The 25,569-nt window shown below is 71.1% G+C and carries 23 protein-coding genes; 12 read left to right on the plus strand and 11 right to left on the minus strand.

Annotation, left to right across the window (positions count from 1 at the left end; all coding sequences use genetic code 11):
• Nucleotides 1-30: 30 nt before the first annotated feature.
• The 3 genes from ACFWBB_RS23780 to ACFWBB_RS23790 all read right to left on the minus strand — a co-directional run bounded on the left by ACFWBB_RS23780 (nucleotide 31) and on the right by ACFWBB_RS23790 (nucleotide 4,250).
• Nucleotides 31-999 carry a copper resistance D family protein gene (locus ACFWBB_RS23780; protein ID WP_385275903.1) on the minus strand — a complete coding sequence of 323 codons (969 nt, stop codon included), beginning with the start codon at nucleotides 997-999 and terminating at the stop codon, nucleotides 31-33.
• A 94-nt stretch (nucleotides 1,000-1,093) separates the two neighbouring features.
• Nucleotides 1,094-2,572, minus strand: a complete 1,479-nt coding sequence (locus ACFWBB_RS23785) for a CoA transferase (protein WP_385275906.1) — start codon at nucleotides 2,570-2,572, stop codon at nucleotides 1,094-1,096.
• Between the two features lie 145 nt (nucleotides 2,573-2,717).
• Nucleotides 2,718-4,250, minus strand: a complete 1,533-nt coding sequence (locus ACFWBB_RS23790) for a S8 family serine peptidase (protein ID WP_385275909.1) — start codon at nucleotides 4,248-4,250, stop codon at nucleotides 2,718-2,720.
• A gap of 314 nt (nucleotides 4,251-4,564) precedes the next feature.
• Between ACFWBB_RS23790 and ACFWBB_RS23795 the strand changes: the two genes are divergently transcribed.
• The 3 genes from ACFWBB_RS23795 (at nucleotide 4,565) to moaA (ending at nucleotide 7,705) form a co-directional block, all read left to right on the plus strand.
• Nucleotides 4,565-4,921, plus strand: coding sequence for a DUF485 domain-containing protein (locus tag ACFWBB_RS23795; protein WP_385275912.1), 357 nt, complete (start codon nucleotides 4,565-4,567; stop codon nucleotides 4,919-4,921).
• Nucleotides 4,918-6,543 carry a cation acetate symporter gene (locus ACFWBB_RS23800; RefSeq protein ID WP_385275915.1) on the plus strand — a complete coding sequence of 542 codons (1,626 nt, stop codon included), beginning with the start codon at nucleotides 4,918-4,920 and terminating at the stop codon, nucleotides 6,541-6,543. The genes ACFWBB_RS23795 and ACFWBB_RS23800 overlap by 4 nt, the downstream gene beginning before the upstream one ends.
• Before the next feature lie 172 nt (nucleotides 6,544-6,715).
• The gene (gene moaA, locus ACFWBB_RS23805) at nucleotides 6,716-7,705 is read left to right on the plus strand and encodes a GTP 3',8-cyclase MoaA (protein WP_385275918.1); all 990 of its coding nucleotides are present in this window, start codon (nucleotides 6,716-6,718) and stop codon (nucleotides 7,703-7,705) included.
• Between the two features lie 21 nt (nucleotides 7,706-7,726).
• Here the strand turns inward: moaA and ACFWBB_RS23810 are convergent, their stop codons facing one another.
• Nucleotides 7,727-7,969 (minus strand): hypothetical protein, encoded by a 243-nt coding sequence (locus ACFWBB_RS23810; RefSeq protein ID WP_385275921.1) that lies wholly within the window; start codon nucleotides 7,967-7,969, stop codon nucleotides 7,727-7,729.
• Nucleotides 7,970-8,165: 196 nt separating this feature from the next.
• On the minus strand, nucleotides 8,166-8,573 hold the full coding sequence (locus ACFWBB_RS23815; protein ID WP_385275924.1) for a DUF3099 domain-containing protein: 408 nt from the start codon (nucleotides 8,571-8,573) through the stop codon (nucleotides 8,166-8,168).
• Nucleotides 8,574-8,819: 246 nt separating this feature from the next.
• Between ACFWBB_RS23815 and ACFWBB_RS23820 the strand changes: the two genes are divergently transcribed.
• A complete protein-coding gene (locus tag ACFWBB_RS23820; protein ID WP_385275927.1) occupies nucleotides 8,820-9,101 on the plus strand; it encodes a GlsB/YeaQ/YmgE family stress response membrane protein in 282 nt (93 codons plus the stop codon).
• A 134-nt stretch (nucleotides 9,102-9,235) separates the two neighbouring features.
• Here ACFWBB_RS23820 and tyrS read toward each other — a convergent pair whose 3' ends face one another.
• The 3 genes from tyrS to ACFWBB_RS23835 form a co-directional block, all read right to left on the minus strand.
• Nucleotides 9,236-10,504, minus strand: a complete 1,269-nt coding sequence (gene tyrS, locus ACFWBB_RS23825; RefSeq protein ID WP_385275930.1) for a tyrosine--tRNA ligase — start codon at nucleotides 10,502-10,504, stop codon at nucleotides 9,236-9,238.
• Between the two features lie 73 nt (nucleotides 10,505-10,577).
• The gene (locus ACFWBB_RS23830) at nucleotides 10,578-11,981 is read right to left on the minus strand and encodes a metallopeptidase TldD-related protein (RefSeq protein WP_385275933.1); all 1,404 of its coding nucleotides are present in this window, start codon (nucleotides 11,979-11,981) and stop codon (nucleotides 10,578-10,580) included.
• Nucleotides 11,978-13,501, minus strand: coding sequence for a TldD/PmbA family protein (locus ACFWBB_RS23835; RefSeq protein ID WP_385275936.1), 1,524 nt, complete (start codon nucleotides 13,499-13,501; stop codon nucleotides 11,978-11,980). Before ACFWBB_RS23835 ends, ACFWBB_RS23830 begins: the two co-directional genes overlap by 4 nt.
• 244 nt (nucleotides 13,502-13,745) lie before the next feature.
• On the opposite strand from ACFWBB_RS23835, the gene fabG reads away from it, so the two are divergent.
• The 3 genes from fabG to ACFWBB_RS23850 all read left to right on the plus strand — a co-directional run bounded on the left by fabG (nucleotide 13,746) and on the right by ACFWBB_RS23850 (nucleotide 15,756).
• Nucleotides 13,746-14,465, plus strand: coding sequence for a 3-oxoacyl-[acyl-carrier-protein] reductase (fabG, locus tag ACFWBB_RS23840; protein WP_385275939.1), 720 nt, complete (start codon nucleotides 13,746-13,748; stop codon nucleotides 14,463-14,465).
• Nucleotides 14,466-14,470: 5 nt separating this feature from the next.
• Nucleotides 14,471-15,238, plus strand: a complete 768-nt coding sequence (gene fabI / locus ACFWBB_RS23845; protein ID WP_385275942.1) for an enoyl-ACP reductase FabI — start codon at nucleotides 14,471-14,473, stop codon at nucleotides 15,236-15,238.
• A gap of 164 nt (nucleotides 15,239-15,402) precedes the next feature.
• Nucleotides 15,403-15,756 (plus strand): hypothetical protein, encoded by a 354-nt coding sequence (locus tag ACFWBB_RS23850; protein ID WP_385275945.1) that lies wholly within the window; start codon nucleotides 15,403-15,405, stop codon nucleotides 15,754-15,756.
• Here the strand turns inward: ACFWBB_RS23850 and ACFWBB_RS23855 are convergent.
• On the minus strand, nucleotides 15,737-16,426 hold the full coding sequence (locus ACFWBB_RS23855) for a FadR/GntR family transcriptional regulator (RefSeq protein WP_385275948.1): 690 nt from the start codon (nucleotides 16,424-16,426) through the stop codon (nucleotides 15,737-15,739). The two genes, ACFWBB_RS23850 and ACFWBB_RS23855, sit on opposite strands and share 20 nt — an antisense overlap.
• A gap of 70 nt (nucleotides 16,427-16,496) precedes the next feature.
• On the opposite strand from ACFWBB_RS23855, the gene ACFWBB_RS23860 reads away from it, so the two are divergent.
• The 4 genes from ACFWBB_RS23860 to ACFWBB_RS23875 all read left to right on the plus strand — a co-directional run bounded on the left by ACFWBB_RS23860 (nucleotide 16,497) and on the right by ACFWBB_RS23875 (nucleotide 19,234).
• Entirely contained in the window at nucleotides 16,497-17,963 is a 1,467-nt protein-coding gene (locus tag ACFWBB_RS23860) for a CynX/NimT family MFS transporter (RefSeq protein WP_385275951.1), read from the plus strand.
• 99 nt (nucleotides 17,964-18,062) lie between these two features.
• Nucleotides 18,063-18,179 carry an SGM_5486 family transporter-associated protein gene (locus ACFWBB_RS23865; RefSeq protein ID WP_107444720.1) on the plus strand — a complete coding sequence of 39 codons (117 nt, stop codon included), beginning with the start codon at nucleotides 18,063-18,065 and terminating at the stop codon, nucleotides 18,177-18,179.
• Between the two features lie 217 nt (nucleotides 18,180-18,396).
• Nucleotides 18,397-18,603: a hypothetical protein gene (locus tag ACFWBB_RS23870; RefSeq protein WP_385275955.1), complete on the plus strand. Its 207-nt coding sequence runs from the start codon at nucleotides 18,397-18,399 to the stop codon at nucleotides 18,601-18,603.
• A 112-nt stretch (nucleotides 18,604-18,715) separates the two neighbouring features.
• Nucleotides 18,716-19,234 carry a SixA phosphatase family protein gene (locus ACFWBB_RS23875; RefSeq protein WP_385275958.1) on the plus strand — a complete coding sequence of 173 codons (519 nt, stop codon included), beginning with the start codon at nucleotides 18,716-18,718 and terminating at the stop codon, nucleotides 19,232-19,234.
• A 113-nt stretch (nucleotides 19,235-19,347) separates the two neighbouring features.
• Here the strand turns inward: ACFWBB_RS23875 and serB are convergent, their stop codons facing one another.
• Together serB and ACFWBB_RS23885 are read right to left on the minus strand one after the other, a co-directional pair.
• Entirely contained in the window at nucleotides 19,348-20,562 is a 1,215-nt protein-coding gene (gene serB, locus ACFWBB_RS23880; RefSeq protein ID WP_385275960.1) for a phosphoserine phosphatase SerB, read from the minus strand.
• A gap of 130 nt (nucleotides 20,563-20,692) precedes the next feature.
• The gene (locus tag ACFWBB_RS23885) at nucleotides 20,693-22,759 is read right to left on the minus strand and encodes a streptophobe family protein (protein ID WP_385275963.1); all 2,067 of its coding nucleotides are present in this window, start codon (nucleotides 22,757-22,759) and stop codon (nucleotides 20,693-20,695) included.
• Nucleotides 22,760-23,004: 245 nt separating this feature from the next.
• On the opposite strand from ACFWBB_RS23885, the gene ACFWBB_RS23890 reads away from it, so the two are divergent.
• A complete protein-coding gene (locus ACFWBB_RS23890; protein ID WP_385275966.1) occupies nucleotides 23,005-25,530 on the plus strand; it encodes an FHA domain-containing protein in 2,526 nt (841 codons plus the stop codon).
• Nucleotides 25,531-25,569 lie beyond the last annotated feature (39 nt).

The following is a 25,569-nucleotide window of genomic DNA, read 5'->3' on the forward strand; positions in this document are numbered from 1 at the left end:
CCTCAGCCGTTGATCCTCAACCGTTGATGCTCAGCCCTTGGCGGGCAGCGGCAACGCCGTCAGCAGCCCCGACATCGCGACCACCACGCCCAGCGCGACGATCTCCACACGCGCGGGAGAACAGGCGGCCAGCGGGTCGGCGGCCCGGCGCAGTCGGGTCCGCGCCCACAGGGCGAGCAGGGCGACCCCGCACACGATCAGCACCTTGGCGAGCAGCACGCGCCCGTACGCCGTCGTCGTGAGCTGGTCGAGCACCGACTCCGACGGCATCCTGCGCAGCGAACTGCACAGGCCGGTCGCGGTGACGCCGGCGAACAGGACGGCCGCCACGCGCGCATAGAGCCCGAGCAGCGCGGCGCCCGCCTCGGCGTCGCCCCGTCGCCGCAGCGTGCGGAGCACGTTCAGCAGTCCGCCCGCCCACAGCGCCGAGCACGTCAGATGCACCACCGTCAGCCCGGAGCCGATCAGCGCGGTGTGTTCGGTCGGCGGGTGTGCGCGCAGCGCCTCCGCCAGGACCACCGCCGCGAGCGGCCACACCTGACGATTCGGCCGGCGCGTGAGCGCGCACAGCCCCGCCACGGCGAACGCGATCGCCTCCAGCAGCGCGAGGACGCCGCCCCGCGAGCCATGGCCGTGCGGCGCCAGCTCCCCGGCGGACGCCGCGGCGGCGAACCCCACGACCGCCGCGTACGGCGCCCAGCTGACCGGCCGGTCGGCGGGGGCCCCGGGCACCCACCGGGCGAGAGCGCCCACGAACAGCTCTCCCACCTGCACGCACAGCGCGGCGAACAGCAGCGTCCGCAGCAGCGCGACCATGTTGGAGTCCGGGCTCGCGGCCTCCCCGGTGCCGTGTGCGGCGACGGACGGCCCGAGCAGCGGGACCAGGGCCGCGAGCGCCACCAGGGCGAGCAGCGCCACCGCCCGGCCGGGGCCGGTACGGCCGGTACGGCCGGTACGGCGTATGGATCGGGTTGCGTCGGTCGGTCGTATGAGGGCCATGTCAGGATCTTCACCATGCCCGAGAAACCGGGGCAACTCGTCCTGAATCGCTCCGAGGTCGCGATGCCCGGACGGGAGTGGACCGTCCGGCGGCTCAGAGCCAGCGTGCCGGATCGGCTCCCCACGGCCCCGGCGGCCGGGCCCAGTCGCCCGGCCCGCCGTCGAACGACACCGGCGGAAGGGCGTACCGCAGCCGTCCGAGAGGGCTGCCGGTCTCCGCGAGCCAGGGCTCGGCACCGTGGCGCTCACCCTCGCTCACCTCCCGCCCCTCCTCCTTGGTCATCCCTTTGCCCTCTCCTTCGCCCATCCGGACGCCCCCGCTTCGTACGCCGCCGCCCGGGAAGCCTCCGCTCGGCAAGCGTCCGTCCTCGCCGGCCCAGGCTCCTTCGGTGAGCCATGCCGCGGTCCGGGCCAGCGCCAGCCGTACGAACCGGCTGCCGCCGTCGTACGACTGCTCGGTCAGCGCCCGCAGCACGGCCGCCGCGAGGAGATAGCCGGTGCCGTGGTCCAGGGCCTGGGCGGGCAGCGCGCCGGGCCGCTCGGCGGAACCCTCGAAGGCCGCGATGCCGGTGGCGACCTGGACCAGGCTGTCGAACCCGCGCCGCTCGGACCACGGCCCGTAAGCGCCCCACGCCGAGACCTGCGCCACGACCAGCCCGGGCCGGCGCTCGGCCAGCGCCTCGGGGGAGAGCCCGAACCGGTCCAGGGCGCCCGGCCGGTAGCCGGTGACCACGACGTCCGCCGCCGCGAGCAACTCCTCGAAGGCGCGCCGGTCCGCCGCCAGGTCGAGCAGCGCCGAACGCTTGCCGAAGCCCGTGTCGGTGTGCTGGTCGGGCAGCTCTGGCAGGTGGGGCGCGTCGATACGCAGGACGTCCGCGCCCAGCAGCGCGAGGGTGCGGGTGGCGACCGGTCCGGCGAGGACCCTGGTCAGATCCAGGACGCGCAGTCCGGCGGCGGGCAGCAAAGGGCCCTCCTGCAGCGGCGCGAACGTACGCACGCGTGCCCCGTCCGACCCGCCCCGCTCCACCAGGGGGCGAGCGGCGATCGGGGCCGCCTGCTCGTGCGCCGCCCACTCCCCGGGCGTGCGCAGCGCGACGGCCAGGCCGCCTGCCGCGTACACGGCGTCCTCCACCTCCACGGCGGAGCGTTCCGCGAGCGACGCTTCGACGGCGGCCGGGTCGGCGTCCTCGGGCAGGGTCAGCGACCTGAGCAACCGCTCGCGGTGGTGCGGGTAGTTGGCGTGGGTGCGCACCCATCCGTCGGCCGTCCGCCAGAACCGGGAGAGCGGGGCGAAGACGACCGGCGCCCGCCCGTCGACCAGCAGCCGCCGCTCGCTGACGAACGCGGTGGCCACCCCCGCGTCGTCCACCCGCACTGCGGGCACCTCCGGGAGACCGGCTCGTCGCGCTCCCAGTTCGGCGCCGGCCAGTGCGCACACGCCCACGCAGGCACGCGCCAGCTCCCGCACGGGAAGACGCGCCGGCAGAGCGCCCTCCCGCACGACGGTCGACACGCGCGTGAGGAGGGCGGGGTCGCCGCCCAGCTCCGACCAAGCGAACTTGATTCCAGTCATGACTAGACTATGCACTATTGATTCAATCAACATATGGTCGCTGTCCGTCGGGGTGTACATCACGGCATGCACCGCGGATGCGTCGCCGTACGCACGAAGGGCCGGGCGGATGTCCGCCCGGCCCTTCCAACCGCCCTTCAGACGACTACTTCACGGCACGCAACGCGTTCACGACGCCGAAGCCGAAGAAGCCGTTGAGGCGCTTGCCGCCCACGCAGGTCGCGTCCACGACGCCGTTGCCGTCGCCGTCGTACGGCTCGGTCGGGCACGCCGTGCTGTCGGCCTGAAGCTTGAGCAGCGCCTGCAGCTGGGCCGGGCTCGCGTGCGGGTGGGTCGACTTCAGCAGTGCGGCCACACCGGCGACGTGCGGGGACGCCATCGAGGTGCCCTGCAGGAAGCCGTACGTGTTGTTCGGCAGCGTCGACAGGATGCGGCCGTTGGCCGACGGGGTGCCCGGGATCTGGTACTTGTCGCCGCCCGGAGCCGCCACGTCGATCACGCCCAGGCCGTAGCTGGAGTAGTACGACTTGGTGCCCTTGACCCCCGTCGCGCTCACCGTGACGACACCCGGCAGCTGGGTCGGGACGTCGAAGCACTCGTGCGGGTCGACGGTCCGCTCGACCGGCGTGGCGTCGTCCGGGCTGGAGGCGTCGACCAGGGAGTCGGAGTCCAGGTCGTGGTTGGAGTTGCCCGCCGAGGCTACGTTGAGCGTGCCCTTCTTCTGGGCGTACAGCTGGGCCCTGTTGACCGCGTCGACGATCGCCTTCTGGTCGGGGTCGTCCATGCAGTTGTACAGCCACGGGTCGACGTAGTAGCTGTTGTTCGTGACCTCGACGCCGTGGTCGGCGGCGAACACGAAGGCGCAGACGACGTTCTCCGGGTAGAAGAGGCCGTCCTTGGGGTCGCTCACCTTGATGCCGGCGACCTTCACACCGGGCGCGACGCCCGCCACGCCGATGCCGTTGCGGGCGGCGGCGATCTCACCGGCCACATGGGTGCCGTGGTAGTCCTCGGTCGGGTTGTACGGGCGCCAGGCGCCGGGGGTGGTGTCCGCGACGCCGCCGACGCAGTTGGCCGACTGGGACGCGGAGAAGTTCGGCGCGAGGTCCGGGTGGGTGTCGTCGACGCCGGTGTCGATGACGGCGACCGTCACCTTCTTGCTGCCGGGGTTGATGGTGGCGGCCTCGTCGGCGCCGATCGCGCGCAGGTCCCACTGGTCGGCCTCGAGCGGCTCGCTCTGGCCCGCCGCGTCGGATGCCTTCTCGATCTTCGCGGCCTCCGCCTTGGACAGGACCTGGACCGCCCCCTCGTCGGTGGTCCCCGCGGGGCTCAGCGGCGCGGTACGGGTCGCACCGGCCGACTGCACGCCGCGCACCGCGCGTATCCGTGGACCGAAGTCGGGGTTCGCCGAGTGCACGACGAGCACGCCGATCTTGTCGTAGGTCGCGACGACGGTGCCGCCGGCCTCGGTGATCGCCTTCGTCACCTTCCGGATCGTGCTGTGGTTGGCCTTCGTGTTGACGACGTACGCCAGGGTTCCGGCATCGGCCGCCTGGGTGGCGGAGGCCGTGACGGGGGCCGCGGAGGCCGCCGTCGGCAGGAAGCCGAGGGAAGCGGTCAGCGACAGCACTACGGGCACCGCGAGGGCGAGGCGGCGTCTGGAAGGCAGATGAGCCATGGGGTCTCCACATCATCCGGAAAGGGGACATGGCCCGAGCGCAGGTGCTGCTTGGGCAGGTACATGACGGGTGGTGCTGGCCCGAAGCTATCTCCCCGACTCACCGGCCAGCAATGACTTCCAGACTGCGAGTTTTGCCGACCCATGACCTGACGCGGCCCGCGCTCGTTGGTCATGGCCTGCGGGAGGTCACTTGGACAAACCCGCCCGACGCGTTGAACCCGTCCTCGTGCGGCGCCGTGACCTTGGGCAGGGAGCGAGAGGACCCTCGCCTCCTTCCGCCGTCCGACCCGCATCCGCAACGAGGAGACTTCGTGGCCACCGAGACACCGCCCCCCTCGAAATCCCCAGCTCAACTCCCCTCCACCGAGGAGTTCGTCGCGGTGCAGGAGAGCGCGGAATTCGGTGAACTGCGCAGTTCCTACCGCAGCTTCGCCTTTCCGCTGACCCTGGCCTTCATCACCTGGTACCTGCTGTACGTCCTGCTGTCCAACTACGCGGGCGACTTCATGGGCACCAAGCTCTTCGGCAACTTCAACGTGGCCATGACGCTCGGTCTCGCCCAGTTCCTCACCACGTTCCTCATCGCCTGGTGGTACGCGCGGACGGCCGCGGCGCGGTTCGACCCCAAGGCCGAGGCGATCAAGTCCCGGATGGAGGGCGGAGCATGAGCCCCGCGCAGCAGACCCTGATCGCGGCGGGCGAGGCCAGTGAGCACCGCACGCTGATCATCATCCTGTTCTCGGTGTTCGTCGCCGCGACCCTCGTCATCACCGTCTGGGCCGGCCGGCAGACCAAGGACGCCGCCGACTTCTACGCCGGCGGGCGCCAGTTCACCGGCTTCCAGAACGGCCTCGCCGTCTCCGGCGACTACATGTCCGCCGCGTCCTTCCTCGGCATCGCCGGCGCCATCGCCCTGTTCGGCTACGACGGCTTCCTGTACTCCATCGGCTTCCTGGTCGCCTGGCTGGTCGCCCTGCTCCTGGTCGCCGAGCCGCTGCGCAACTCCGGCCGCTACACGATGGGCGACGTCCTGGCGTACCGCATGCGCCAGCGGCCCGTCCGTACGGCGGCCGGCACCTCCACCATCGTCGTCTCGATCTTCTACCTGCTGGCGCAGATGGCGGGCGCGGGCGTCCTGGTCTCGCTGCTGCTGGGCATCACCAGCGACGGCGGCAAGATCGGCATCGTCGCGCTGGTCGGCGTACTGATGATCGTCTACGTGACGATCGGCGGCATGAAGGGCACCACCTGGGTCCAGATGGTCAAGGCGGTCCTGCTCATCGCCGGCGCCCTCCTGCTCACCTTCCTGGTCCTGCTGAAGTTCGACTTCAACCTCTCCGACCTGCTGGGCTCGGCAGCCGACAACAGCGGCAAGGGCGCGGCCTTCCTGGAGCCCGGGCTGAAGTACGGCGCCACCGGCACCACCAAGCTGGACTTCATCTCCCTCGGCATCGCCCTGGTCCTGGGCACCGCGGGCCTGCCGCACATCCTGATCCGCTTCTACACCGTGCCCACCGCCAAGGCCGCCCGTAAGTCGGTCCTCTGGGCCATCGGCCTGATCGGCACCTTCTACCTGATGACCCTCGCCCTCGGCTTCGGCGCCGCCGCGCTGATCAAACCGGACGAGATCACCGCCTCCAACAAGGCAGGCAACACGGCGGCGCCCCTGCTCGCCCTCCATCTCGGCGGCGTCGACTCCAGCTGGGGCGCGATCCTCCTGGCCACCATCTCGGCGGTCGCCTTCGCCACCATCCTCGCGGTCGTCGCGGGCCTCACCCTCGCCTCCTCCTCGTCCTTCGCCCACGACATCTACGCCAACGTCATCAAGAGGGGCACCGCCACCGAGAAGCAGGAGATCAACGCGGCCCGCTACGCCACCGTCGGCATCGGCGCCGTCTCCATCCTCCTGGGCGCCCTCGCCCGCGATCTGAACGTCGCCGGCCTGGTCGCCCTCGCCTTCGCGGTCGCCGCCTCCGCCAACCTTCCGACGATCCTCTACAGCCTCTTCTGGAAGCGGTTCACCACCGCCGGAGCCCTGTGGTCGATCTACGGCGGCCTGGTCACCGCGGTCGGCCTGGTGCTGTTCTCGCCGGTCGTCTCGGGCAAGCCCAGCTCGATGTTCCCGGACGTCGACTTCCACTGGTTCCCGCTGGAGAACCCCGGCATCATCTCGATCCCGGTCGGCTTCCTGCTGGGCGTCGTAGGCACCCTGCTGTCGAAGGAGGAGCCCGACAAGGCCAAGTACGCCGAACTGGAGGTCCGCTCCCTGACCGGCACCGGGGCCCACTGAGAAACCGCTGACCACGCCCCCTTTACGCGGCCGCGTCGTAGATCCCTACGATGCGGCCGCGTCCTGCCGCACGGGATCTGGTGGGATCGGGCCTCTGTCGTTGTCACCGGTGTCACGTAGGCTCACACGTGACGGAAGAGGACACGCGACCGCTACGAGGGAGGGGGCCCACGTGCTCATCGACACCTACGGCCGAGTGGCCACCGACCTGCGGGTTTCGCTGACCGACCGGTGCAACCTGCGCTGCACCTACTGCATGCCCGAGGAGGGTCTGCAGTGGCTGGCCAAGCCCGACCTCCTCACGGACGACGAGATCGTCCGCCTGATCGACATCGCGGTCACCGAGCTCGGCATCGAGGAGGTCCGGTTCACGGGCGGCGAGCCCCTGCTGCGCCCGGGCCTGGTCGGCATCGTCGAGCGGGTCGGGGCCCTGGCCCCCCGCCCCCAGATGTCCCTCACGACGAACGGCATCGGACTGCGCCGCACCGCCCCGGCCCTGAAGGCGGCCGGCCTGGACCGGGTCAACGTCTCCCTCGACACCCTGCGTCCGGACGTCTTCAAGACCCTCACCCGGCGGGACCGGCACAAGGACGTCCTCGAGGGCCTCGAAGCCGCCCGCGCGGCAGGTCTGACCCCGGTGAAGGTGAACGCGGTCCTGATGCCGGGCCTGAACGAGGACGAGGCCCCTGACCTCCTCGCCTGGGCCGTCGGGAACGACTACGAGCTGCGCTTCATCGAGCAGATGCCCCTGGACGCGCAGCACGGCTGGAAACGCGAGGGCATGGTCACGGCCGGGGACATCCTGGCCTCCCTGCGCACCCGCTTCGACCTCACCGACGAGGGCGAGGGGGAACGCGGCTCGGCCCCGGCCGAACGCTGGCTGGTGGACGGCGGCCCGCACCGCGTCGGCGTCATCGCCTCTGTCACCCGCCCGTTCTGCGCCGCCTGCGACCGCACCCGCCTCACGGCCGACGGCCAGGTCCGCACCTGCCTCTTCGCCCGCGAGGAGACGGACCTGCGAGCGGCCCTGCGCTCCGGCGCCCCCGACGAGGAGATAGCCCGCGTCTGGCGCCTGGCCATGTGGGGCAAGAAGGCGGGCGCGGGCCTGGACGACCCGTCGTTCGTCCAGCCGGACCGCCCGATGTCGGCGATCGGCGGCTAGGACCGTGCCGGCGATCGGCGGTCAGGACTGTCCCTCGGAGAGGCCCTGGGGAGCTTCCGGGGACACCCAGTCGGCCAGCGGGACGACGTCTTTGAGGAAGCCACGGACGCCGAGGAACTGTGACAGATGCTCCCGGTGCTCCTCGCACGCGAGCCACGTCTTGCGCCGCTCCGGCGTATGGATCTTCGGGTTGTTCCACGCCAGTACCCAGACCGCGTCGACACGGCAGCCCTTGGCAGAACAGATCGGGGTTTCGTCACTCACAGACTTGTCTCACCCACGCACACAAAGGCGACGCCGAGCAGCCACGGGGGGAGCTGCCCGGCGTCGGTCCGTCGCTCCGACGGGGGATGCGGAGCGCGTACGAAGTATGTCACGGCCAGCCGTTCCCACGGGACTGGAACAACGTGATTGATCTGAGCTTTTCCTGAGCTTGGCGCACAGTCGGTTCAGAGCCGGCTCATGGCTGTCGCTCAGCCGGATCGGGCGCCGGTTCCCTCCGGAGGGATTCCGCGAAGCCCTCCTCTTTCGGGGCTGAGTCCGCCCCCTCGTCCTCCGCGCGCGGTGGAGTGATCATGGGCCGCACCGGCACACTCAGGAAGGTGGAGGGCAGTGAAGGCACGTTCTCGCGCCCCGCGTTGGCGATCACCACCGAGATATAGGGGAGTACCACCCCCAGGACCAACGCCACGATTGCCACGTGCCGTTCCACGTTCCACAGCGTCGCCGCGAGAACCACCGACACCGTACGGATCGACATCGAGATGACGTAACGCCGTTGCCGGCCGCGCACATCCTCCTGGAGTCCCTGACGCGCACCGGTGATCCGGAACACCTGAACGTTCCCGCCGCCACCCTGCTTCCGCATCACATTCCACCGTCCGCCCGCATCGACCTCGCCTCGGCCCCTGTCCGGTCCGCTCCCCGTCGGGGAGCCGCGCCCGGACACCGTCCACGTTACGCCGCGACTGCGCCGCCTTCGAGACCGGGTCGTCTCCCGTCCGGGCGAACACTCTGCGCCGTCCCGCGTACGGCCGTACCCGACATGCGCCGTACGGCGAGCGGATCGAGACTTAGGGGCAATGCTCACGTAGAGCCGGAAGAGGAGGCAGCCATGGGCTGGTTGTGGGCGATCATCGTCGGATTCGTGCTGGGCCTGATCGCCAAGGCGATCATTCCGGGCAAGCAGCACAGCCCGCTCTGGCTGACCACCATTTTCGGCATGCTGGGCGCGATCGTGGGCAACTCGATCGCCCGTGCGGTAGGGGTCGAGGAGACGTCCGGCATCGACTGGAGCCGCCACCTGTTCCAGCTGATCGCCGCGATCATCATCGTCGCCCTGGGCGACATGCTCTACATGGCGACCCTGGGCAAGAGGAAGCAGCACCGAGCCTGACGAGCCGGCCGCCCCACAGGGGCGCGGGGAACTGCGCGACAGGCCACGACGAAAGCCGCGGCCGGCAGAAAACCCGCACCCCTCACGGCGCAGCACCCCGCGCACGCCTCACGGCGTGACCCGCGGAGCGGCACTCAGGCGTCGGTGACCTCGACCGCGGCCAGGTTCTTCTTCCCCCGGCGCAGCACCAGCCATCGCCCGTGGATGAGCTCGTCCCTCGCCGGGACGGCGTCCTCCGCGGTGACCTTGACGTTGTTCACGTAGGCTCCGCCCTCCTTCACGGTCCGCCGCGCGGCCGACTTGCTGGCCACCAGGCCGACCTCGGCCAGCAGGTCGACGACCGGACCGAGCTCGGTGACCTGGATGTGCGGCACCTCGGAGAGGGCCGCGGCCAGCGTCCGGTCGTCGAGGTCACCGAGCTCGCCCTGGCCGAAGAGGGCCTTGGACGCGGCGACCACGGCGGCCGTCTGGTCGGCGCCGTGCACCAGCGTCGTCAGCTCCTCGGCCAGTGCGCGCTGAGCGGCCCGGGCCTGCGGACGCTCCTCGGTCTGCCGCTCCAGCTCCTCGATCTCCGCATGGGACCTGAAGCTGAAGATGCGCAGGAACTTCGAGACGTCCCGGTCGTCCGCGTTCAGCCAGAACTGGTAGAAGGCGTACGGCGTGGTCATCTCGGGGTCGAGCCAGACCGTGCCGGACTCCGTCTTGCCGAACTTGGTGCCGTCGGCCTTGGTGATCAGCGGCGTGGCCAGCGCGTGCACCACGGCGTCGGGCTCCACCCGGTGGATCAGGTCGGTGCCCGAGGTCAGGTTGCCCCACTGGTCGCTGCCGCCGGTCTGGAGCGTGCAGTTGTGCCGCCGGTACAGCTCCAGGAAGTCCATGCCCTGGAGGATCTGGTAGCTGAACTCGGTGTAGCCGATGCCCGCGTCGGAGTTGAGCCGCCGGGAGACGGCCTCCTTGGCGATCATCTTGTTGACGCGGAAGTGCTTGCCGACGTCGCGCAGGAACTCGATGGCCGACAGGCCCTGCGTCCAGTCCAGGTTGTTGACCATGACCGCCGCGTGCGGGCCCTCGAAGTCGAGCAGCGGCGCGATCTGCGCGCGCAGCCGCTCCACCCACTGCGCGACGACCTCCGGCGAGTTCAGCGTCCGCTCCGCGGTGGGCTTCGGGTCGCCGATCAGACCGGTGGCACCCCCGACCAGGCCCAGCGGACGGTTGCCCGCCTGCTGGATCCGGCGCATCGTCAGGATCTGCACGAGGTTGCCGAGGTGCAGGCTGGGCGCGGTCGGGTCGAAGCCGCAATAGAACGTGACGGGACCGTCCGCGAACGCCTTGCGCAATGCGTCCTCGTCAGTGGAGAGGGCGATCAGCCCGCGCCACTGCAGTTCGTCGACGATGTCCGTCACGGTTCTCGTATCTCCTTGATGATCTTCAGACACTCTTCGGGCTTCGGGCGGTCGCACGACCACGGCTACGAGGTTATACGCCCTGACTGACAGAGCTCATATTGAAGTCCGGCACCCGCAGCGCGGGCATCGCAGCCCTAGTGAACCAGTCGCTCCACTCCCGGGGCAGCGTCTTTTCGGTGCGCCCCGCCTCCGTCGCCCGCCCCAGCAGGCCCACCGGTGACTCGTTGAACCGGAAGTTGTTCACTTCGCCGACGACCTCGCCGTCCTCGATCAGGTAGACGCCGTCCCGGGTCAGACCGGTGAGGAGCAGGGTCGCCGGGTCGACCTCGCGGATGTACCACAGGCAGGTCAGCAGCAGCCCGCGCCCGGTGCTCGCGACCATCTCCTCCAGGGAACGGTCCGTGCCGCCGTCCAGGATCAGGTTGTCGGCCCCGGGCGACGCAGGCAGACCGGTCAGTGCCGCGCTGTGCCGGGTGGTGGTCAGACGCTTCAGCTCACCCGCCGCGATCCACTCGGTGGGCCGCACGGGCAGACCGTTGTCGAAGACCGACTGGTCGCCACCGGAGGAGTGCGCGATGACGAAGGGCGGCGACTCCAGGCCCGGCTCGTTCGGGTCGCTGCGCAGGGTAAGCGGCAGGTCGGACAGCTTCTCCCCGAGCCGGGTACCGCCGCCGGGCTTGGAGAACACCGTCCGGCCCTCGGTCGCGTCCCGGCCGGACGCCGACCACAGCTGGTAGATCATCAGGTCCGCCACGGCGGTCGGCGGCAGCAGCGTCTCGTACCGCCCGGCGGGCAGCTCGATCCGCCGCTCCGCCCAGCCCAGCCGTACGGCCAGCTCGGCGTCGAGCGCCGCCGGGTCGACGTCCTTGAAGTCACGGGTCGACCGCCCCGCCCACGCCGACCGCGTCCGGTCCGGGGACTTGGCGTTGAGCTCCAGCGTCCCGTTCGGCTGGTCGTGCCGCAGCCGCAGCCCGGTCGAGGTGCCCAGGTACGTCGAGACGAGCTCGTGGTTGGCGAACCCGTACAGCTCGCGACCGCCGCCGCGCGCCCGTGCGAACGCCTCGCCCAGCGCGGGAGCGAAGTCCGCGAACACCGCGGACGAGGTCTCCGCGGGCGCCTCGGTGAACTCGGGGGACTGTGCCACGCCCGTGACCAGCGGCTGCGCGTCCTCGGAGGGGCCCGCACCGCGCGCGGCGGCCTCGGCGGCCCGCACGAGGGACTCCAGCTCGTCCACGGTGACGGCGGCCCGCGAGACGACACCGGAGGCGGTGCCCTCCTTGCCGTCGACCGTGGCGATCACGGTGAGCGTGCGCCCGCGCGTGACGCCGTTGGTGGTGAGCGCGTTGCCGGCCCAGCGCAGATTGGCCGTCGACTGTTCGTCGGCGATGACGACGCAGCCGTCCGTCCGCGACAACGCGAGGGCGCGCTCGACGATCTCGTGCGGCTGCTGCGCCTTGTTGCTGCCCGCGCTCATCGACCGGCCTCCTGCGTGGTGTTGAGAATGTTGACGCCCTTGAAGAGGGCCGACGGGCAGCCGTGCGACACCGCCGCTACCTGGCCCGGCTGGGCCTTGCCGCAGTTGAAGGCGCCGCCGAGGACGTACGTCTGCGGACCGCCCACCGCCGCCATCGAACCCCAGAAGTCGGTGGTCGTCGCCTGGTAGGCCACGTCCCGCAGCTGGCCGGTGATCCGCCCGTTCTCGATCCGGAAGAACCGCTGGCCGGTGAACTGGAAGTTGTAGCGCTGCATGTCGATGGACCAGGACCGGTCGCCGACGACGTAGATGCCCCGGTCGACGCTGCCGATGAGCCCCTCGGTCGACATACCGGCCGGGTCCGGCCGCAGCGACACGTTGGCCATGCGCTGCACCGGCACATGGCCGGGGGAGTCGGCGAAGGCGCAGCCGTTGGAACGCTCGAACCCGGTCAGCTTCGCGATCCGCCGGTCCAGCTGGTAGCCGACGAGCGTGCCGTCCTTCACGAGGTCCCAGGACTGCCCCTCGACGCCCTCGTCGTCGTAGCCGACGGTCGCCAGACCGTGCTCGGCGGTGCGGTCACCCGTGACGTTCATCAGGTCCGAGCCGTAGCGCAGCTTGCCGAGCTGGTCGAAGGTGGCGAAGGAGGTGCCGGCGTAGGCGGCCTCGTAGCCGAGGGCCCGGTCCAGCTCGGTGGCGTGCCCGATGGACTCGTGGATGGTCAGCCACAGGTTCGACGGGTCGACGACCAGGTCGTACAGTCCCGGCTCGACGCTCGGCGCCCGCATCTTCTCGGCGAGCAGTTCAGGGATCCGGTCGAGCTCCTCGTCCCAGTCCCAGCCGGTGCCCGTCAGGTACTCCCAGCCGCGTCCGACGGGCGGCGCGATCGTGCGCATGGAGTCGAACTCGCCGCTCGACTCGTCGACCGACACCGCGTTCAGCGCCGGATGCAGCCGCACTCGCTGCTGGGTGGTCACCGTCCCGGCCGTGTCGGCGTAGAACTTGTTCTCGTGGACGGTGAGCAGCGAGGCGTCCACGTGGTTGATCCCGTTCGCCGCCAGCAGCCGCGCGCTCCAGTCCGCGAGCAGCGCCGCCTTCTCCTCGGCCGGGACGGTGAAGGGGTCGATCTCGTACGACGAGATCCACGTCCTGTCGGCGTGCACCGGCTCGTCGGCCAGTTCCACCCTCTCGTCCGAGCCGGCGGCCTTGATCACCTGCGCGGACAGCTTGGCCATCGCCACGGCCTGCGAGGCGACCCGGGCGGCCGCGTCCATCGTCAGATCCACCCCGGACGCGAAACCCCACGTACCGCCGTGCACCACCCGCACCGCGTACCCGAGGTCGGTCGTGTCGGACGAGCCGGCGGGCTTGGCGTCCCGCAGCCGCAAGGACGCGCTGCGCACCCGCTCGAACCGGAAGTCCGCGTGCTCCGCCCCGAGCGCACGCGCGCGTGCGAGAGCGGCGTCGGCGAGGGCGCGCAGGGGCAGGGCCGTGAAACTCTCATCGATGCTATGGGGCACCTACGTGTCTCCCTGGTGTCGTCACGTGTGAAGGTCTCGATCATGTCGCGCCCGGCAGCTCCCGGACCACACCTTTCCGCCCCGCTTCCGCAAACTTTCTGTAGGGACCCCACAGCCAGTCCGGTGAGCCACTGTCGGTGCCCGAATGTCCGCAGGCGGGGACGGACCGATAGGTTTCGGGGGAAGCCACCTGCCCTCCAGTGTTCGGGCGGGTGTGTCAGATCCCAATCGAAAGGGTGATCCGTTGAGCCGCTCGGTTCTCGTCACCGGAGGAAACCGGGGCATCGGCCTCGCCATCGCCCGCGCGTTCGCCGACGCAGGCGACAAGGTCGCGATCACGTACCGCTCGGGCGAGCCACCGGCCGCCCTGACGGAACTGGGCTGCCTGGCGGTCAAGTGCGACATCACCGATTCCGAGCAGGTGGAGCAGGCCTACAAGGAGGTCGAGGCCGAGCACGGCCCCGTGGAGATCCTGATCGCCAACGCCGGCGTCACCAAGGACCAGCTCCTGATGCGCATGTCCGAGGAGGACTTCACCTCGGTCATCGACACCAACCTCACCGGCACCTTCCGCGTGGTCAAGCGCGCCAACCGCGGCATGCTGCGCGCCAAGAAGGGCCGCGTCGTCCTGATCTCCTCGGTCGTGGGGCTCTACGGCTCGCCCGGGCAGGCGAACTACGCCGCCTCCAAGGCCGCCCTGGTCGGCTTCGCACGTTCCCTCGCCCGTGAGCTGGGGTCGCGCAACATCACCTTCAACGTCGTCGCGCCCGGTTTCGTCGACACCGACATGACCAAGGCGCTCACCGACGAGCAGCGCGCGGGCATCGTCTCGCAGGTCCCGCTCGGCCGGTACGCGCAGCCGGAGGAGATCGCCGCGACGGTGCGGTTCCTCGCCTCGGACGACGCCTCGTACATCACTGGAGCCGTCATCCCTGTTGACGGCGGACTGGGAATGGGTCACTGATCACCATGAGCGGAATTCTCGAGGGCAAGCGCGTCCTGATCACCGGTGTGCTGACGGAGGCCTCCATCGCCTTCCACACCGCCAAGCTGGCCCAGGAGCAGGGCGCCGAGATCATCCTGACCGCGTTCCCGCGGCCCACCCTGACCGAGCGCATCGCGAGGAAGCTGCCCAAGCCCACCAAGGTCATCGAGCTGGACGTCACCAACGACGAGCACCTCGGCCGGCTGGCCGACATCGTCGGCGAGGAGCTCGGCGGCCTGGACGGCGTCGTGCACTCCATCGGCTTCGCGCCGCAGGACGCGCTCGGCGGCAACTTCCTCAACACGCCGTTCGAGTCGGTCGCCACGGCCATGCACGTGTCGGCGTTCTCCCTGAAGTCGCTCACCATGGCCTGCCTGCCGCTGATGCAGAACGGCGGCTCGGTCGTCGGCCTCACCTTCGACGCCTCCTTCGCCTGGCCGCAGTACGACTGGATGGGCCCGGCCAAGGCCGCCCTGGAGGCCACCAGCCGTTACATGGCACGCGACCTGGGCAAGCAGAACATCCGCTGCAACCTCGTCTCGGCGGGCCCGCTCGGCTCGATGGCCGCCAAGTCCATCCCGGGCTTCGGCGAACTGGCCTCCGTCTGGGACAACCGCTCCCCGCTGGAGTGGGACCTCAAGGACCCCGAGCCGGCCGGCCGCGGCGTCGTCGCCCTGCTGAGCGACTGGTTCCCGAAGACCACGGGCGAGATCATCCACGTGGACGGCGGACTGCACGCCATCGGCGCCTGATCCCCAGCACGCAGTCGACGCCCCGTTCTCCCGCCCGCGCGCGGGGAGCGGGGCGTCACCCGTTCGGCTTACCTGGCCGGGCGGGGGAGTGCCCCGGCAAGCCACTCTGAAGTGCGGGTTCGTCACCGCGCTTTCCTCCCCAGTACGGCCGAGGAGGTCCCCTTGTGCGCCTGTCTCGCAGCCTGGCCCCAATGACCGTAGCCGTCTGTCTCGTCCTGTCGCTGCCGTACGACGCGCTGCCGCACGCACACGTGGCGGCACAGCAGGCCACCGCCGCACCCGAGGAGCCGTTCGGCGCGGAGTGCCACACCGAGATCCAGGGTTCCCGAGTCGTCACCCACTGCCACAACCCCTACGCCGACACCGACCGCGTCCGCCTGCACATCGAATGCGACCGCTGGTGGGACCTCGACACCGACGGGACCCCCGCCGACGTGGGCCCCGCCCAGACCGTACGGCTCACCGGCCGCTGCTGGAAGGAGGTCCGCTCGGCATGGGTCAGCCACCAGAAGCGGTGAACCGCCCGGGCCGGCACAGCAACGGATAGCCGGCCGCCTCGGTGGCGGCGGTCTCCGCGTCTCCCGAGCGGATCGCGTCCACCAGCCGCGTGTGGTCCATGTACGTCTCCGGCGTCAGCTCCTCGCCGACGTCCTCGCGCAGCCAGTCCCGCAGCACCTCGCCGAGGTCCGCGTACATCGCCGTCATGACGTCGTTGTGGGAGGCCGCCACCACCGCCAGGTGGAAGGTCGCGTCCGCCGTCACGAACGCCTCGGTGTCGCCCGACTCCCACGCCTCCTCACGCCGCAGGAGAAGCGCGTCCAGCTGCCTGAGGTCCTTCTCCGTGCGCCGCCCGGCCGCCAGCCGCGCCGCGCTCGACTCCAGGGTGGCGCGCAGCTCGGCGATGTGCCCCGGGTCGGCGTCGGCGAAGCGGCGGTGCATCACGCCCGCCAGCTCGCTGGTCGCCACTACGTACGTGCCCGAGCCCTGCCGGATGTCCAGCAGCCCGTTGTGCGCGAGCGCGCGGACCGCCTCGCGGACCGTGTTGCGGGCGACGCCCAGTTGTTCGACCAGCTCGGGCTCCGTGGGGATGCGCGCGCCGACCGGCCACTCGCCCGAGGTGATCTGGGTGCGCAGCGCGGCGATGACCTGCTCGGACAGCGCCGAGCGGCGGGGATGGCTCAGGGGCATGGCACACCTTCGCACGGGCGGGGCGTCCGAGGGCAACCCGGGGATGGACAACCAATCATCCCATGATTCTATGATGGACGGCATGGCGAGCGAGCAGATCCGGACGACGACATCCCCGCCCCCGCGCCCTTCGGGGGAGGGCGAGCCGCCGCCAACCGTCACGCAGGTGTGGAACTGGAACACGCGGCTGCTCGTGGTGGGCATCGTGCTGGCCGCCCTCAACCTCAGGCCCGCCATCACGAGCCTGGGCGCCCTCCTCGAAGAGGTGCGCGACGGGCTCGGCATGAGCGGCAGCGTGGCCGGGCTCCTCACCTCCGTGCCCCCGCTCTGCTTCGCCGTCTTCGGTGTCATGGCACCCCGTCTGGCCCGTCGCTTCGGGGCGGGCGCGGTGGTGTGCGCCGGCCTGGCCGCCATCACGGCGGGACTGCTGCTGCGGCCGTACGCGGGCGGCACGGCGGGGTTCCTCGCCGCCAGTGCTCTCGCCCTCATGGGCATCGCCGTCGGCAACGTCCTGATGCCGGTCATCGTCAAGCGTCACTTCCCCGACCGGGTCGGCTCCATGACCGGCCTGTACTCGATGGCCCTCGCCCTCGGCACCTCCGCCGCCGCCGCGATCACCGTGCCCATGACCGAGGCGGTGGGCGGCAGTTGGCAGACCGGGCTGGCGCTGTGGGCCGGCCTGGCGGCGGCGGCCGTCCTGCCGTGGCTGCCGCTCGCCCGCGACCGCGGGACGGCACCGGATGGCGCGGGGACGGCGGGGGAGCGGCGGGAGCGGGATCCCGGGCCCGCCTCACGGGCCCTCGCGCGCGCACCGGAGGCCGACGAGCCCGCCTCGCAGGCCCACGCGCACACAACGCAGGACCACGCGTGCGTGGCGCAGGCCGTCGCGCACGGAGCGCCGCAGGACCACGCGCGCGTGCCGCGGCCGGCGCCCGCCCCGCTGCGTATCGCCCGCAGCCGTACCGCCTGGGCGCTCGCCGTCTTCTTCGGCCTGCAGGCCACCGCCGCGTACATCACCATGGGATGGATGCCGCAGATCTTCCGGGACGCGGGTGTGCCCGCCGGTACGGCCGGACTGCTGCTCGCCGTGACCATGGCGATGGGTGTGCCCCTGGCGTTCGTCATCCCGCGCGTCGCCACCCGGCTGCCGCACCAGGGCCCGATCGTGCTCGCGCTCGGCGGCTGCGGCCTCGTCGGATACGCCGGCCTGTACCTCGCGCCGGCCGGCGGCGCCTGGGTCTGGGCCGTGCTGCTCGGCATCGCCAACTGCGCCTTCCCGCTGGCCCTCACGATGGTCGGGATGCGCGCCAGGACCGGCGCGGGTGTGGCCCAGCTGTCGGCGTTCGCGCAGAGCACCGGCTACCTGATCTCCATCCCCGGCCCGCTGCTGGTCGGGGTGCTCTACCAGCACAGCGGCGGCTGGGGCCTGCCCCTCGTGCTCATGGCGGCCCTGATGGTCCCGCAGACGGTCGTGGGCGTCCTGGCGGGCCGTGACCGTACGGTGGAGGAGGAAGCCGCCCGCGCGGCCGTCCGATGACTCCGGGGCCGTGGCCCTGAGCGGATGCCCCTGAGCGGATGCCCCTGAGCGGATGACCCCGGGGCGGCCGTCGCGGGCGTGGAGTGCGAGACTTGCCGTATGCCAGTGCTCGACCCGAACCCGCGCGACGGCCAGAAGAAGATGCTGCTCGTCTTCGGCTCGTTCCTCGCCATCTTCGTCATCATCGCCGTCATCGCGACCATCGCCTCGCCCTGACGCGGCCCGGCCCGGCCGTGACGACCCTGTCGCGCCCCCCGTCTCCGGGCCGGGGGTGGGGTTAACCCCCGGCCCCCTAGGGGGTGAGGGTCAGGGTCAAGTGGGTGGATCACCGGATGGGTTGAGGGCCGCCGATTCCGTAACTTCGAGTGTGTGACCGCGAGACGCGGAACACCTGCCCAGGTCCACGGACCACTCGAAGACAGCGGAGGCACCCATGTCCGCCCCCACATACAGCCGGCCCCGCGCGGCCACCCCGGGCGGCGTCGACTCCCGGTTGCCCTGGTGGGCCCTCGCCCTGCCGACGCTCGCCTTCATCACCCTGCTCGTGCTGATACTGAACCCCGCGGATGCGCACGCGGCCACCAGTGAGCCGGCGATCACCCATCTCGTCGAGCGCGTGCAGCAGCTGGTCACCCGCTAGGACGGAGCACAGGACCGCTGGTGAAGGCGCATGTCAACTCCCTGAGCCCCCTGGTGAAGCCGCATGTCAACTCCCTGCGCCCCATGGCCTGTTTCATGCGAAGCTGGGACTCATGAGCGTCGCAGAACCCCGCAGGATCGTCCTCTTCCGCCATGCGAAAGCCGACTGGCCACAGGTGACCGACCATGAGCGTCCGCTCGCTGAGCGGGGCCGTAAGGACGCCGCCGTCGCCGGACGCAGACTGGCCGACACCGGTATCCCCGTCGACCTGGCCCTCTGCTCCCCCGCGGTCCGCACCCGTGAGACATGGAAGCTCGCCGTCCACGAGTTCCCGCAGCGGCCGAAAACCGTCTACGAGGAGCGGATCTACGAGGCCTCACCGGGTGAGCTGATCGCTCTGCTCAACGAAACGCCCGACGACGTGCGCGACGTGATCCTGATCGGCCACAACCCGGGCATCCAGGGTCTCGCCGAGATCCTGTCCGGCCAGGCCGAAGGCGACGCGGGCGAGCGGATGCAGCGCCGTGGGTTCCCGGCCGCGGCCTTCGCCGTCGTCTCCTTCGACGGCTCCTGGAAGTCCCTGGAACCGGGCGCGGCCACGCTGCTCGACTACTGGGCCCCCGCCGAGTAGCCCACCCGGCACGCGTGAGGGCCCGGCACCGCGACGGCGCCGGGCCCTGCCCATTTTGTTCGCGTGCCCCGCGTGCCCCGGCACGCCCGTGCGTCCGGTACGACAGCGCCGGGTTACTGCTCGTCGTGTGTCTCCGCGGCCTCGACCTCTTCGCGGGTGATACCGAGCAGATACAGGACGGTGTCCAGGAACGGCACGTTCACCGCCGTGTGCGCCGCCTCGCGCACCACCGGCTTGGCGTTGAAGGCGACCCCGAGACCGGCCGCGTTGAGCATGTCGAGGTCATTGGCGCCGTCACCGATCGCCACGGTCTGCGAGAGCGGCACACCAGCCTCGGCGGCGAACCGGCGCAGCAGCCGCGCCTTGCCCGCACGGTCCACGATCTCGCCGGTGACCCGGCCGGTCAGCCTGCCGTCGACGATCTCCAGGGTGTTGGCCTGGGCGAAGTCCAGCCCGAGCCGCTCCTGAAGGTCGTCGGTGACCTGGGTGAAGCCGCCGGAGACGACCCCCACCTGGTACCCGAGCCGCTTCAGCGTGCGGATCAGCGTGCGCGCCCCCGGCGTCAGCCGCACCTCGGCGCGCACCTTGTCCACGACCGAGGCGTCCAGCCCCGCCAGCAGCGCCACCCGCGCGTGCAGCGACTGCTCGAAGTCGAGCTCACCGCGCATCGCGGCCGCCGTCACCTCGGCGACCTCGTCCTCGCAGCCGGCGTGCGCGGCGAAGAGCTCGATCACCTCGTCCTGGATCAGGGTGGAGTCGACGTCCATGACCACGAGCCGCTGGGCTCGCCGGTACAGGCCCGCGTCGACCACCGCTACGTCCACCCCGAGCGCCGCCGCGTCCGTCACCAGAGCCGTGCGCAGCGGCCCGGTCTCCACTCCGGAGACGGCGAACTCCACGGCGGTGACCGGGTACTTGGCGAGCCGGAATATGCGGTCGATGTTCCCGCCGGCCTTCGTGATCTTCGCGGCGACCGCGGCCGTGGCCTCCGCGGTCAGCGGATGCCCGAGCACGGTGACCAGTGACCTGCCGAGGCCACGCGGCCGGTTGTCACCGATGCCGGAGATGATCTCGGCCTGCATCTTCATCGACTCGGCCCAGCTGTGGACCGTCGACCGCAGTTCGCCCTCCAGACCGGAGGGCGGCTCGGTCACGAGCGCGCACAGCACCATCCGGCCTCGGGTGACGACCTGCTCGATGTCGACCACGTCGAGGGAGAAGGCGGCGAGGGTGTCGAAGAGGCCGGCCGTGATGCCCGGCCTGTCCTTGCCGAAGATCTTGACAAGGAGCGTGGGGACGTCGGAGGACGAAGTCTGCAAAGCGCTCATGGTGTACCCACCGTATCCGGCACCCAGTGCCGCTCGCCGCCGAGGTCCGCCTGACGGACGGGTAACAGTGGATGTCGGCGAGGTGGCGGGCAGCTGGACAGCCGGCCGCGGGCGTCCCCGGCCCCGCCTCTCAGCGCGGTCCTCCAGGCGTCCTGGGCCCCCTCGGAGGGGCGGGAGGAGGCGGTGGCGGAGGTGGCGGACCCTCCTCCGGTCCGGACGGCGGACGCTCACCGGGACGCGGGCCGGGAGGCCGGCGCGGTGAGCGGGGAGGCGGGCCGATCGGCCGGACCACGGTCGGCGCGCCGTAGACATCGTCCGGTCCCGGCGGTACGGCGGGCGGCCGCCCGCCGCGCGGCACGCCCGGCGGGGGCTCGTTCCGCCGTTGGCTCTCGTACGGCCTCGACGGTCCGGACCCGTCGCCCCGAGCCCCGTCCGGCCGCGCGTCCCGTGGCTCCCGCACCTCCTCCGGGACCCGAAGGTAGGGGTTGGTGGCCGGATTCGGCGGCCGGTACGAGGGCGCACCCGGCGCGTACGGCCCCGCCCGCTCACCCGGGTACCCCGACGGTCCGTCGCCCTCGCCGGCGCCGGTCGCGGAGCCGCCCGTCGCGTCACCAAGTGCCGGCTGAGCCGCCCGCCGCCCCGCGGCTCCGGTTGCGCAGGCCGGCAGCGCACCGGCGGCCCCCGCCCCCGCTCCCCACACCGCGCCCAGCAGCGACGCCGCACCGAGATGCCCGTGCAGCCTGATCCCGGCCCCGAAGGCGTCGAACCCCAGCACGGACAGGGAGGCGTCGACCGACACGTTCGTCAGCCAGGCGATCAACGGCAACGCCAAGGCCGTCGCCACCCCCAACCGCACGGCACAAAGCCCCACGAACCCGGCCATACCGACCACACGCCCGCCCAGGCCCTTGGGGCCTCTGCCTGCCCCTGAGCTTTGCCCGGCTCCTGTCCATGCGCCCGCCTCCGAGCCCCGCCCCTCCCTGGCTGCCGCCCCCGAGCCCGGCCCTACTCCCGCCCCCGAGCCTGCCGGCGCACCCGTTCCCGAGCCCGGCGGGGACCCCGTAGGCGCCGACCCCACCGGTGTCCGTACGGCCGTCAGCACCCCGGCCAGCAGCATCATCAGCGCCGCCGCCACGCCCAGCAGCCACACCCGTCCGTCCAGCTCGGCGAGGCGACCCAGTGTCACCGGCTGTTCGGTGCCCCCGCCCAGCAGGTCGTCCAACGGGTCCGGGAGGACACTCGTCAGCGCGCCCGTCGCCCGCCCGTCCCAGGGGACGAACAGGCCGATCGGGATGCCCAGCCAGACCCCGTTCGGCGCCCCGAGCAGCGCCGCTCCCGCGATCCGCTTCGGGTGGTCGTCGCCGATCGCCGCGTACGCCGCCGCGGCGAACCCGGCCGCCACGGCCACCAGCAGCACGGTCACCACGGCGGACACCGCCGGCCGCACCACGCGGTGCACCGCCTCCCAGCCGGGTGGCAGCGGCGTGCGGCGTGAGGCCAGCAGGGCGATCACCAGGATGCCGAGCGACCAGCCGAGCCCCCCGAGCAGCGTGGGCGCCGTGTCGACGGTGAAGCCGACCGCGGCCTTCGCGTCGACGAGGTCGCCGAGCCGGTCGGGCAGCAGCCCGCCGATGTCCCCGACATCACCGAGCCCGGGGATGTTCAGGCCGCCACCGCCACCGCCCCCTGCGCCGGGCAGGTCGTCCAGCCCCAGCGCACTCCCGTCGAGCGTGATGACGTCGTGCCCCGCCCAGGCCAGTCCGCCGAGCATCGCCACGTACAGCGCCACCACCGCGCCGACGCGCGCGAGGAGTTCGGCCGGGGCGATCACAACTCCGGCCGTGCGCAGGGACCGCAGGAAGAACCAGGACAGCAGCAGCGCACCGACCAGGCTCACCCCCAATGGCGTGATCTCGATGGCGGTGTTCGCCTCCGCGCCCGTCAGTCCGAAGGCGGACACGTCGCCCGAGGGAGTCACCGAGCCACCGGCCCCCAGGGCCACCACGGCGGCCGTCATCGGGCCCAACGAGCCGGCGGAGTCCGCCCCGAGCAGATGCAGTCCCAGCGCCGCCGTCCCCGCCATCCCGATCAACGCCCAGCTGACCGCGGCGATCGCGGCCAGCAGTACGTCCGTCCACGGCACGCCACTGGCGCGCGCCGCGCTCCCACTGCCCTCGACACCCGTACCGGCACTCATGCAGACCCCCCGATCCGCGGCGCGCGGCGGCGAAGATCGCCGCTTCCGTCCCCCTCGCGTGCTTTACCACTCTCCGGGCCGGTTTCAACCCCGTCAACGGGAACGGCCGATACGCTCGCGCACGCTCTTCACAAGGCCCGACTTTCGGTCAGGGGGCCGCTACTGAAATAGTTCCCCCCGATGTTCGACATCCCTAGACTCCCCGTCGATGGGGCTAACTCGGGGGACAACTCAGTGGGGCTGGAGTGCCGGAACTCGTACTGGAATTGAACGGACGCACCTGGACGCTCGATCCGTCCAGGCAATACACCCTCGGACGTGATCCGCAGGGGGACATCGTCTTCGACGACGCCAGGGTCTCCTGGCGTCACGCCACGGTCAGCTTCAACGGGCGCAGTTGGGTCGTCGAGGACCACGGGAGCACCAACGGCACGTTCGCGCAGGGACAGCGGATCCATCAGCTGGACATCGGTCCCGGCACGGCGCTGCACCTTGGCAACGCGACCGACGGACCGCGCGTGAGCCTTTCGGGAGCGCAGGCGCCCGCCGCGCAGCCCCAGCAGCAGCCGTACGCCGCGCAGGCCGCGAACCCCGGCTGGGCCCAGCAGGCCCCGCAGCCGCAGGCGCCGCAGGCCGGCTGGCAGCCACCGCAGCAGGGCGCGCCGCAGGTCCCGCAGCAGCAGGGGCCGGGCGAGCCGTATGTGCAGAAGGTGCCCGGTGGAGGCGCGGGGGCGCCGCCGGTCTACGGTGACCGCAGCCCGACCACGTTCCACCAGTTCTCCCTCGGCCGTGTGATGCGCATCGGCCGTGCCCTGGAGAACGAGCTGGTCGTCTCCGACCTCCAGGTCTCGCGTCACCACGCCGAGTTCCACTCGACGCCCGACGGCCGTATGGAGATCCGCGACCTCGGCTCGCACAACGGCACCTACGTCAACGGCCAGCAGATCTCCAAGGGCGGCTCGGTCCAGCTGGGACCCGCCGACATCGTCGGCGTCGGCCACTCGACGTTCCGGATCGTCGGTGACCGGCTCGAGGAGTTCGTCGACACCGGTGAGGTCTCCTTCTCGGCCCGCCATCTGACCGTCACGGTCGACGGCGGCAAGCAGATCCTGAAGGACGTCTCCTTCGGTGTCCCGGAGAAGTCCCTGATCGCGGTCATCGGACCGTCAGGTTCCGGCAAGTCGACCCTGCTCAAGGCGCTCACCGGCTACCGGCCCGCCAACCAGGGTGACGTCCTCTACGACAACCGGAACCTCTACAAGCAGTTCGCCGAGCTGCGCCAGCGCATCGGTCTGGTCCCGCAGGACGACATCCTGCACAAGGAACTGACCGTCAAGAGGGCTCTCAAGTACGCGGCCAAGCTCCGCTTCCCCGCCGACACCACGGGCGCCGAGCGCGACGCCCGCATCGACGAGGTGCTGCGCGAGCTCAAGCTGGACATCCACAAAGAGAAGAAGATCACCTCTCTCTCCGGCGGCCAGCGCAAGCGCGTCTCGGTGGCCCTGGAGCTGCTCACCAAGCCGTCGCTGATCTTCCTGGACGAGCCGACCTCCGGCCTCGACCCGGGTATGGACCGCGATGTCATGCAGCTGCTGCGCGGCCTCGCCGACGACGGCCGCACGGTCCTGGTCGTCACGCACTCGGTGGCCGAACTCGCGATCTGCGACAAGCTGCTCGTGATGGCGCCGGGCGGTGCGGTCGCCTACTTCGGGCCGCCCGAGGAGGCGCTGAACTTCTTCGGCTACGACACCTGGGCCGATGTCTTCTCCGCCTTCGAGAACTACCGCGACTACGACTGGGCGGGCCGCTGGAAGGGCTCGCAGCACTACCAGATGTACGCCGCGGACATCGACGCCATCGCGCCGCAGTCCGTACAGATGCCGCCGATGCAGGCGATGAAGCCGCCGAAGCCGCAGGGCTGGATGTCTCAGTTCGTCACGCTGGTGCGCCGCTATTCCTCGGTGATCGCCTCTGACAAGGGCTTCCTGGCCCTGACGGTGATCCTGCCGGCCGTCCTCGGCGCGGTGAGCCTGCTCATCGACTCCGGCAACAGCCTGCTGCCCAACCCGGTCAACCCGAAGAGCGGCCGGATCATCCCCAACGGCACGGCCACCACCGTCCTGCTGATCCTCGCGGTCGGCGCCTGCTTCGCGGGCGCGGCCAACTCGGTCCGCGAGCTCATCAAGGAACGGGTCATCTACGAGCGGGAACGCGCCACCGGCCTGTCCCGCTCCGCGTACCTGATGTCCAAGGTGTTCGTGCTCGGCGTGGTCACCGTGCTCCAGGGTCTGCTGGTCGGCGTCATCGGCTTCGCGAGCCGGGAGATCCCGAAGGAGGGCCTGGTCCTCGGCAGCGCCACCATGTTCGAGCTCTCCATCCCGATCATGGCGCTGGGCTTCACCTCGATGATGTTCGGCCTGGTCATCTCGTCGCTGGTGAAGACTGCCGAGAAGACCATGCCGCTGCTGGTCATGTTCGCGATCATCCAGGTCGTCTTCACCGGCTGTCTGTTCACCCTGAACGGCGCGGTCGGCGTCAACGAGTTCTCGTATCTGATGCCCTCGCGCTGGGCGGTCGGCGCCGCGGGCGCCACGCTGGACTTCAACAAGATCAGCCCGCCCAAGGACGGCGGTGCCACGGACCCGCTGTGGGAGCACACCGTCGGCGCCTGGGGCCTGGACATGGCCGCGCTGGTCGTCCTCGGCGTGATCTGCGGCTTCTTCGTGGCCCGCTTCCTGCGCCGCCACGAGCCCGAGGTCATGCGCAAGTAGTCGTTTCGCCGTACGCCGATGGGCGGCACCCCCGGTACC

The sequence above is a fragment of the Streptomyces sp. NPDC060000 genome, assembly GCF_042737375.1.
Lineage (GTDB): Bacteria > Actinomycetota > Actinomycetes > Streptomycetales > Streptomycetaceae > Streptomyces.

Bases quoted from the DNA above. Each gene is read 5' to 3' on its own strand.
- ACFWBB_RS23820 (WP_385275927.1), top strand. From the start codon at position 8,820: ATGGGCTGGTTGTGGGCGATCATCGTCGGATTCGTGCTGGGCCTGATC.
- ACFWBB_RS23885 (WP_385275963.1), bottom strand. From the start codon at position 22,759: ATGAGTGCCGGTACGGGTGTCGAGGGCAGTGGGAGCGCGGCGCGCGCC.
- ACFWBB_RS23790 (WP_385275909.1), bottom strand. From the start codon at position 4,250: ATGGCTCATCTGCCTTCCAGACGCCGCCTCGCCCTCGCGGTGCCCGTA.
- ACFWBB_RS23875 (WP_385275958.1), top strand. From the start codon at position 18,716: ATGAGCGTCGCAGAACCCCGCAGGATCGTCCTCTTCCGCCATGCGAAA.
- ACFWBB_RS23780 (WP_385275903.1), bottom strand. From the start codon at position 999: ATGGCCCTCATACGACCGACCGACGCAACCCGATCCATACGCCGTACC.
- ACFWBB_RS23865 (WP_107444720.1), top strand. From the start codon at position 18,063: ATGCCAGTGCTCGACCCGAACCCGCGCGACGGCCAGAAGAAGATGCTG.
- ACFWBB_RS23785 (WP_385275906.1), bottom strand. From the start codon at position 2,572: ATGACTGGAATCAAGTTCGCTTGGTCGGAGCTGGGCGGCGACCCCGCC.
- ACFWBB_RS23815 (WP_385275924.1), bottom strand. From the start codon at position 8,573: ATGCGGAAGCAGGGTGGCGGCGGGAACGTTCAGGTGTTCCGGATCACC.
- fabI (WP_385275942.1), top strand. From the start codon at position 14,471: ATGAGCGGAATTCTCGAGGGCAAGCGCGTCCTGATCACCGGTGTGCTG.
- ACFWBB_RS23830 (WP_385275933.1), bottom strand. From the start codon at position 11,981: ATGAGCGCGGGCAGCAACAAGGCGCAGCAGCCGCACGAGATCGTCGAG.
- serB (WP_385275960.1), bottom strand. From the start codon at position 20,562: ATGAGCGCTTTGCAGACTTCGTCCTCCGACGTCCCCACGCTCCTTGTC.
- ACFWBB_RS23855 (WP_385275948.1), bottom strand. From the start codon at position 16,426: ATGCCCCTGAGCCATCCCCGCCGCTCGGCGCTGTCCGAGCAGGTCATC.
- ACFWBB_RS23800 (WP_385275915.1), top strand. From the start codon at position 4,918: ATGAGCCCCGCGCAGCAGACCCTGATCGCGGCGGGCGAGGCCAGTGAG.
- ACFWBB_RS23870 (WP_385275955.1), top strand. From the start codon at position 18,397: ATGTCCGCCCCCACATACAGCCGGCCCCGCGCGGCCACCCCGGGCGGC.
- ACFWBB_RS23860 (WP_385275951.1), top strand. From the start codon at position 16,497: ATGATGGACGGCATGGCGAGCGAGCAGATCCGGACGACGACATCCCCG.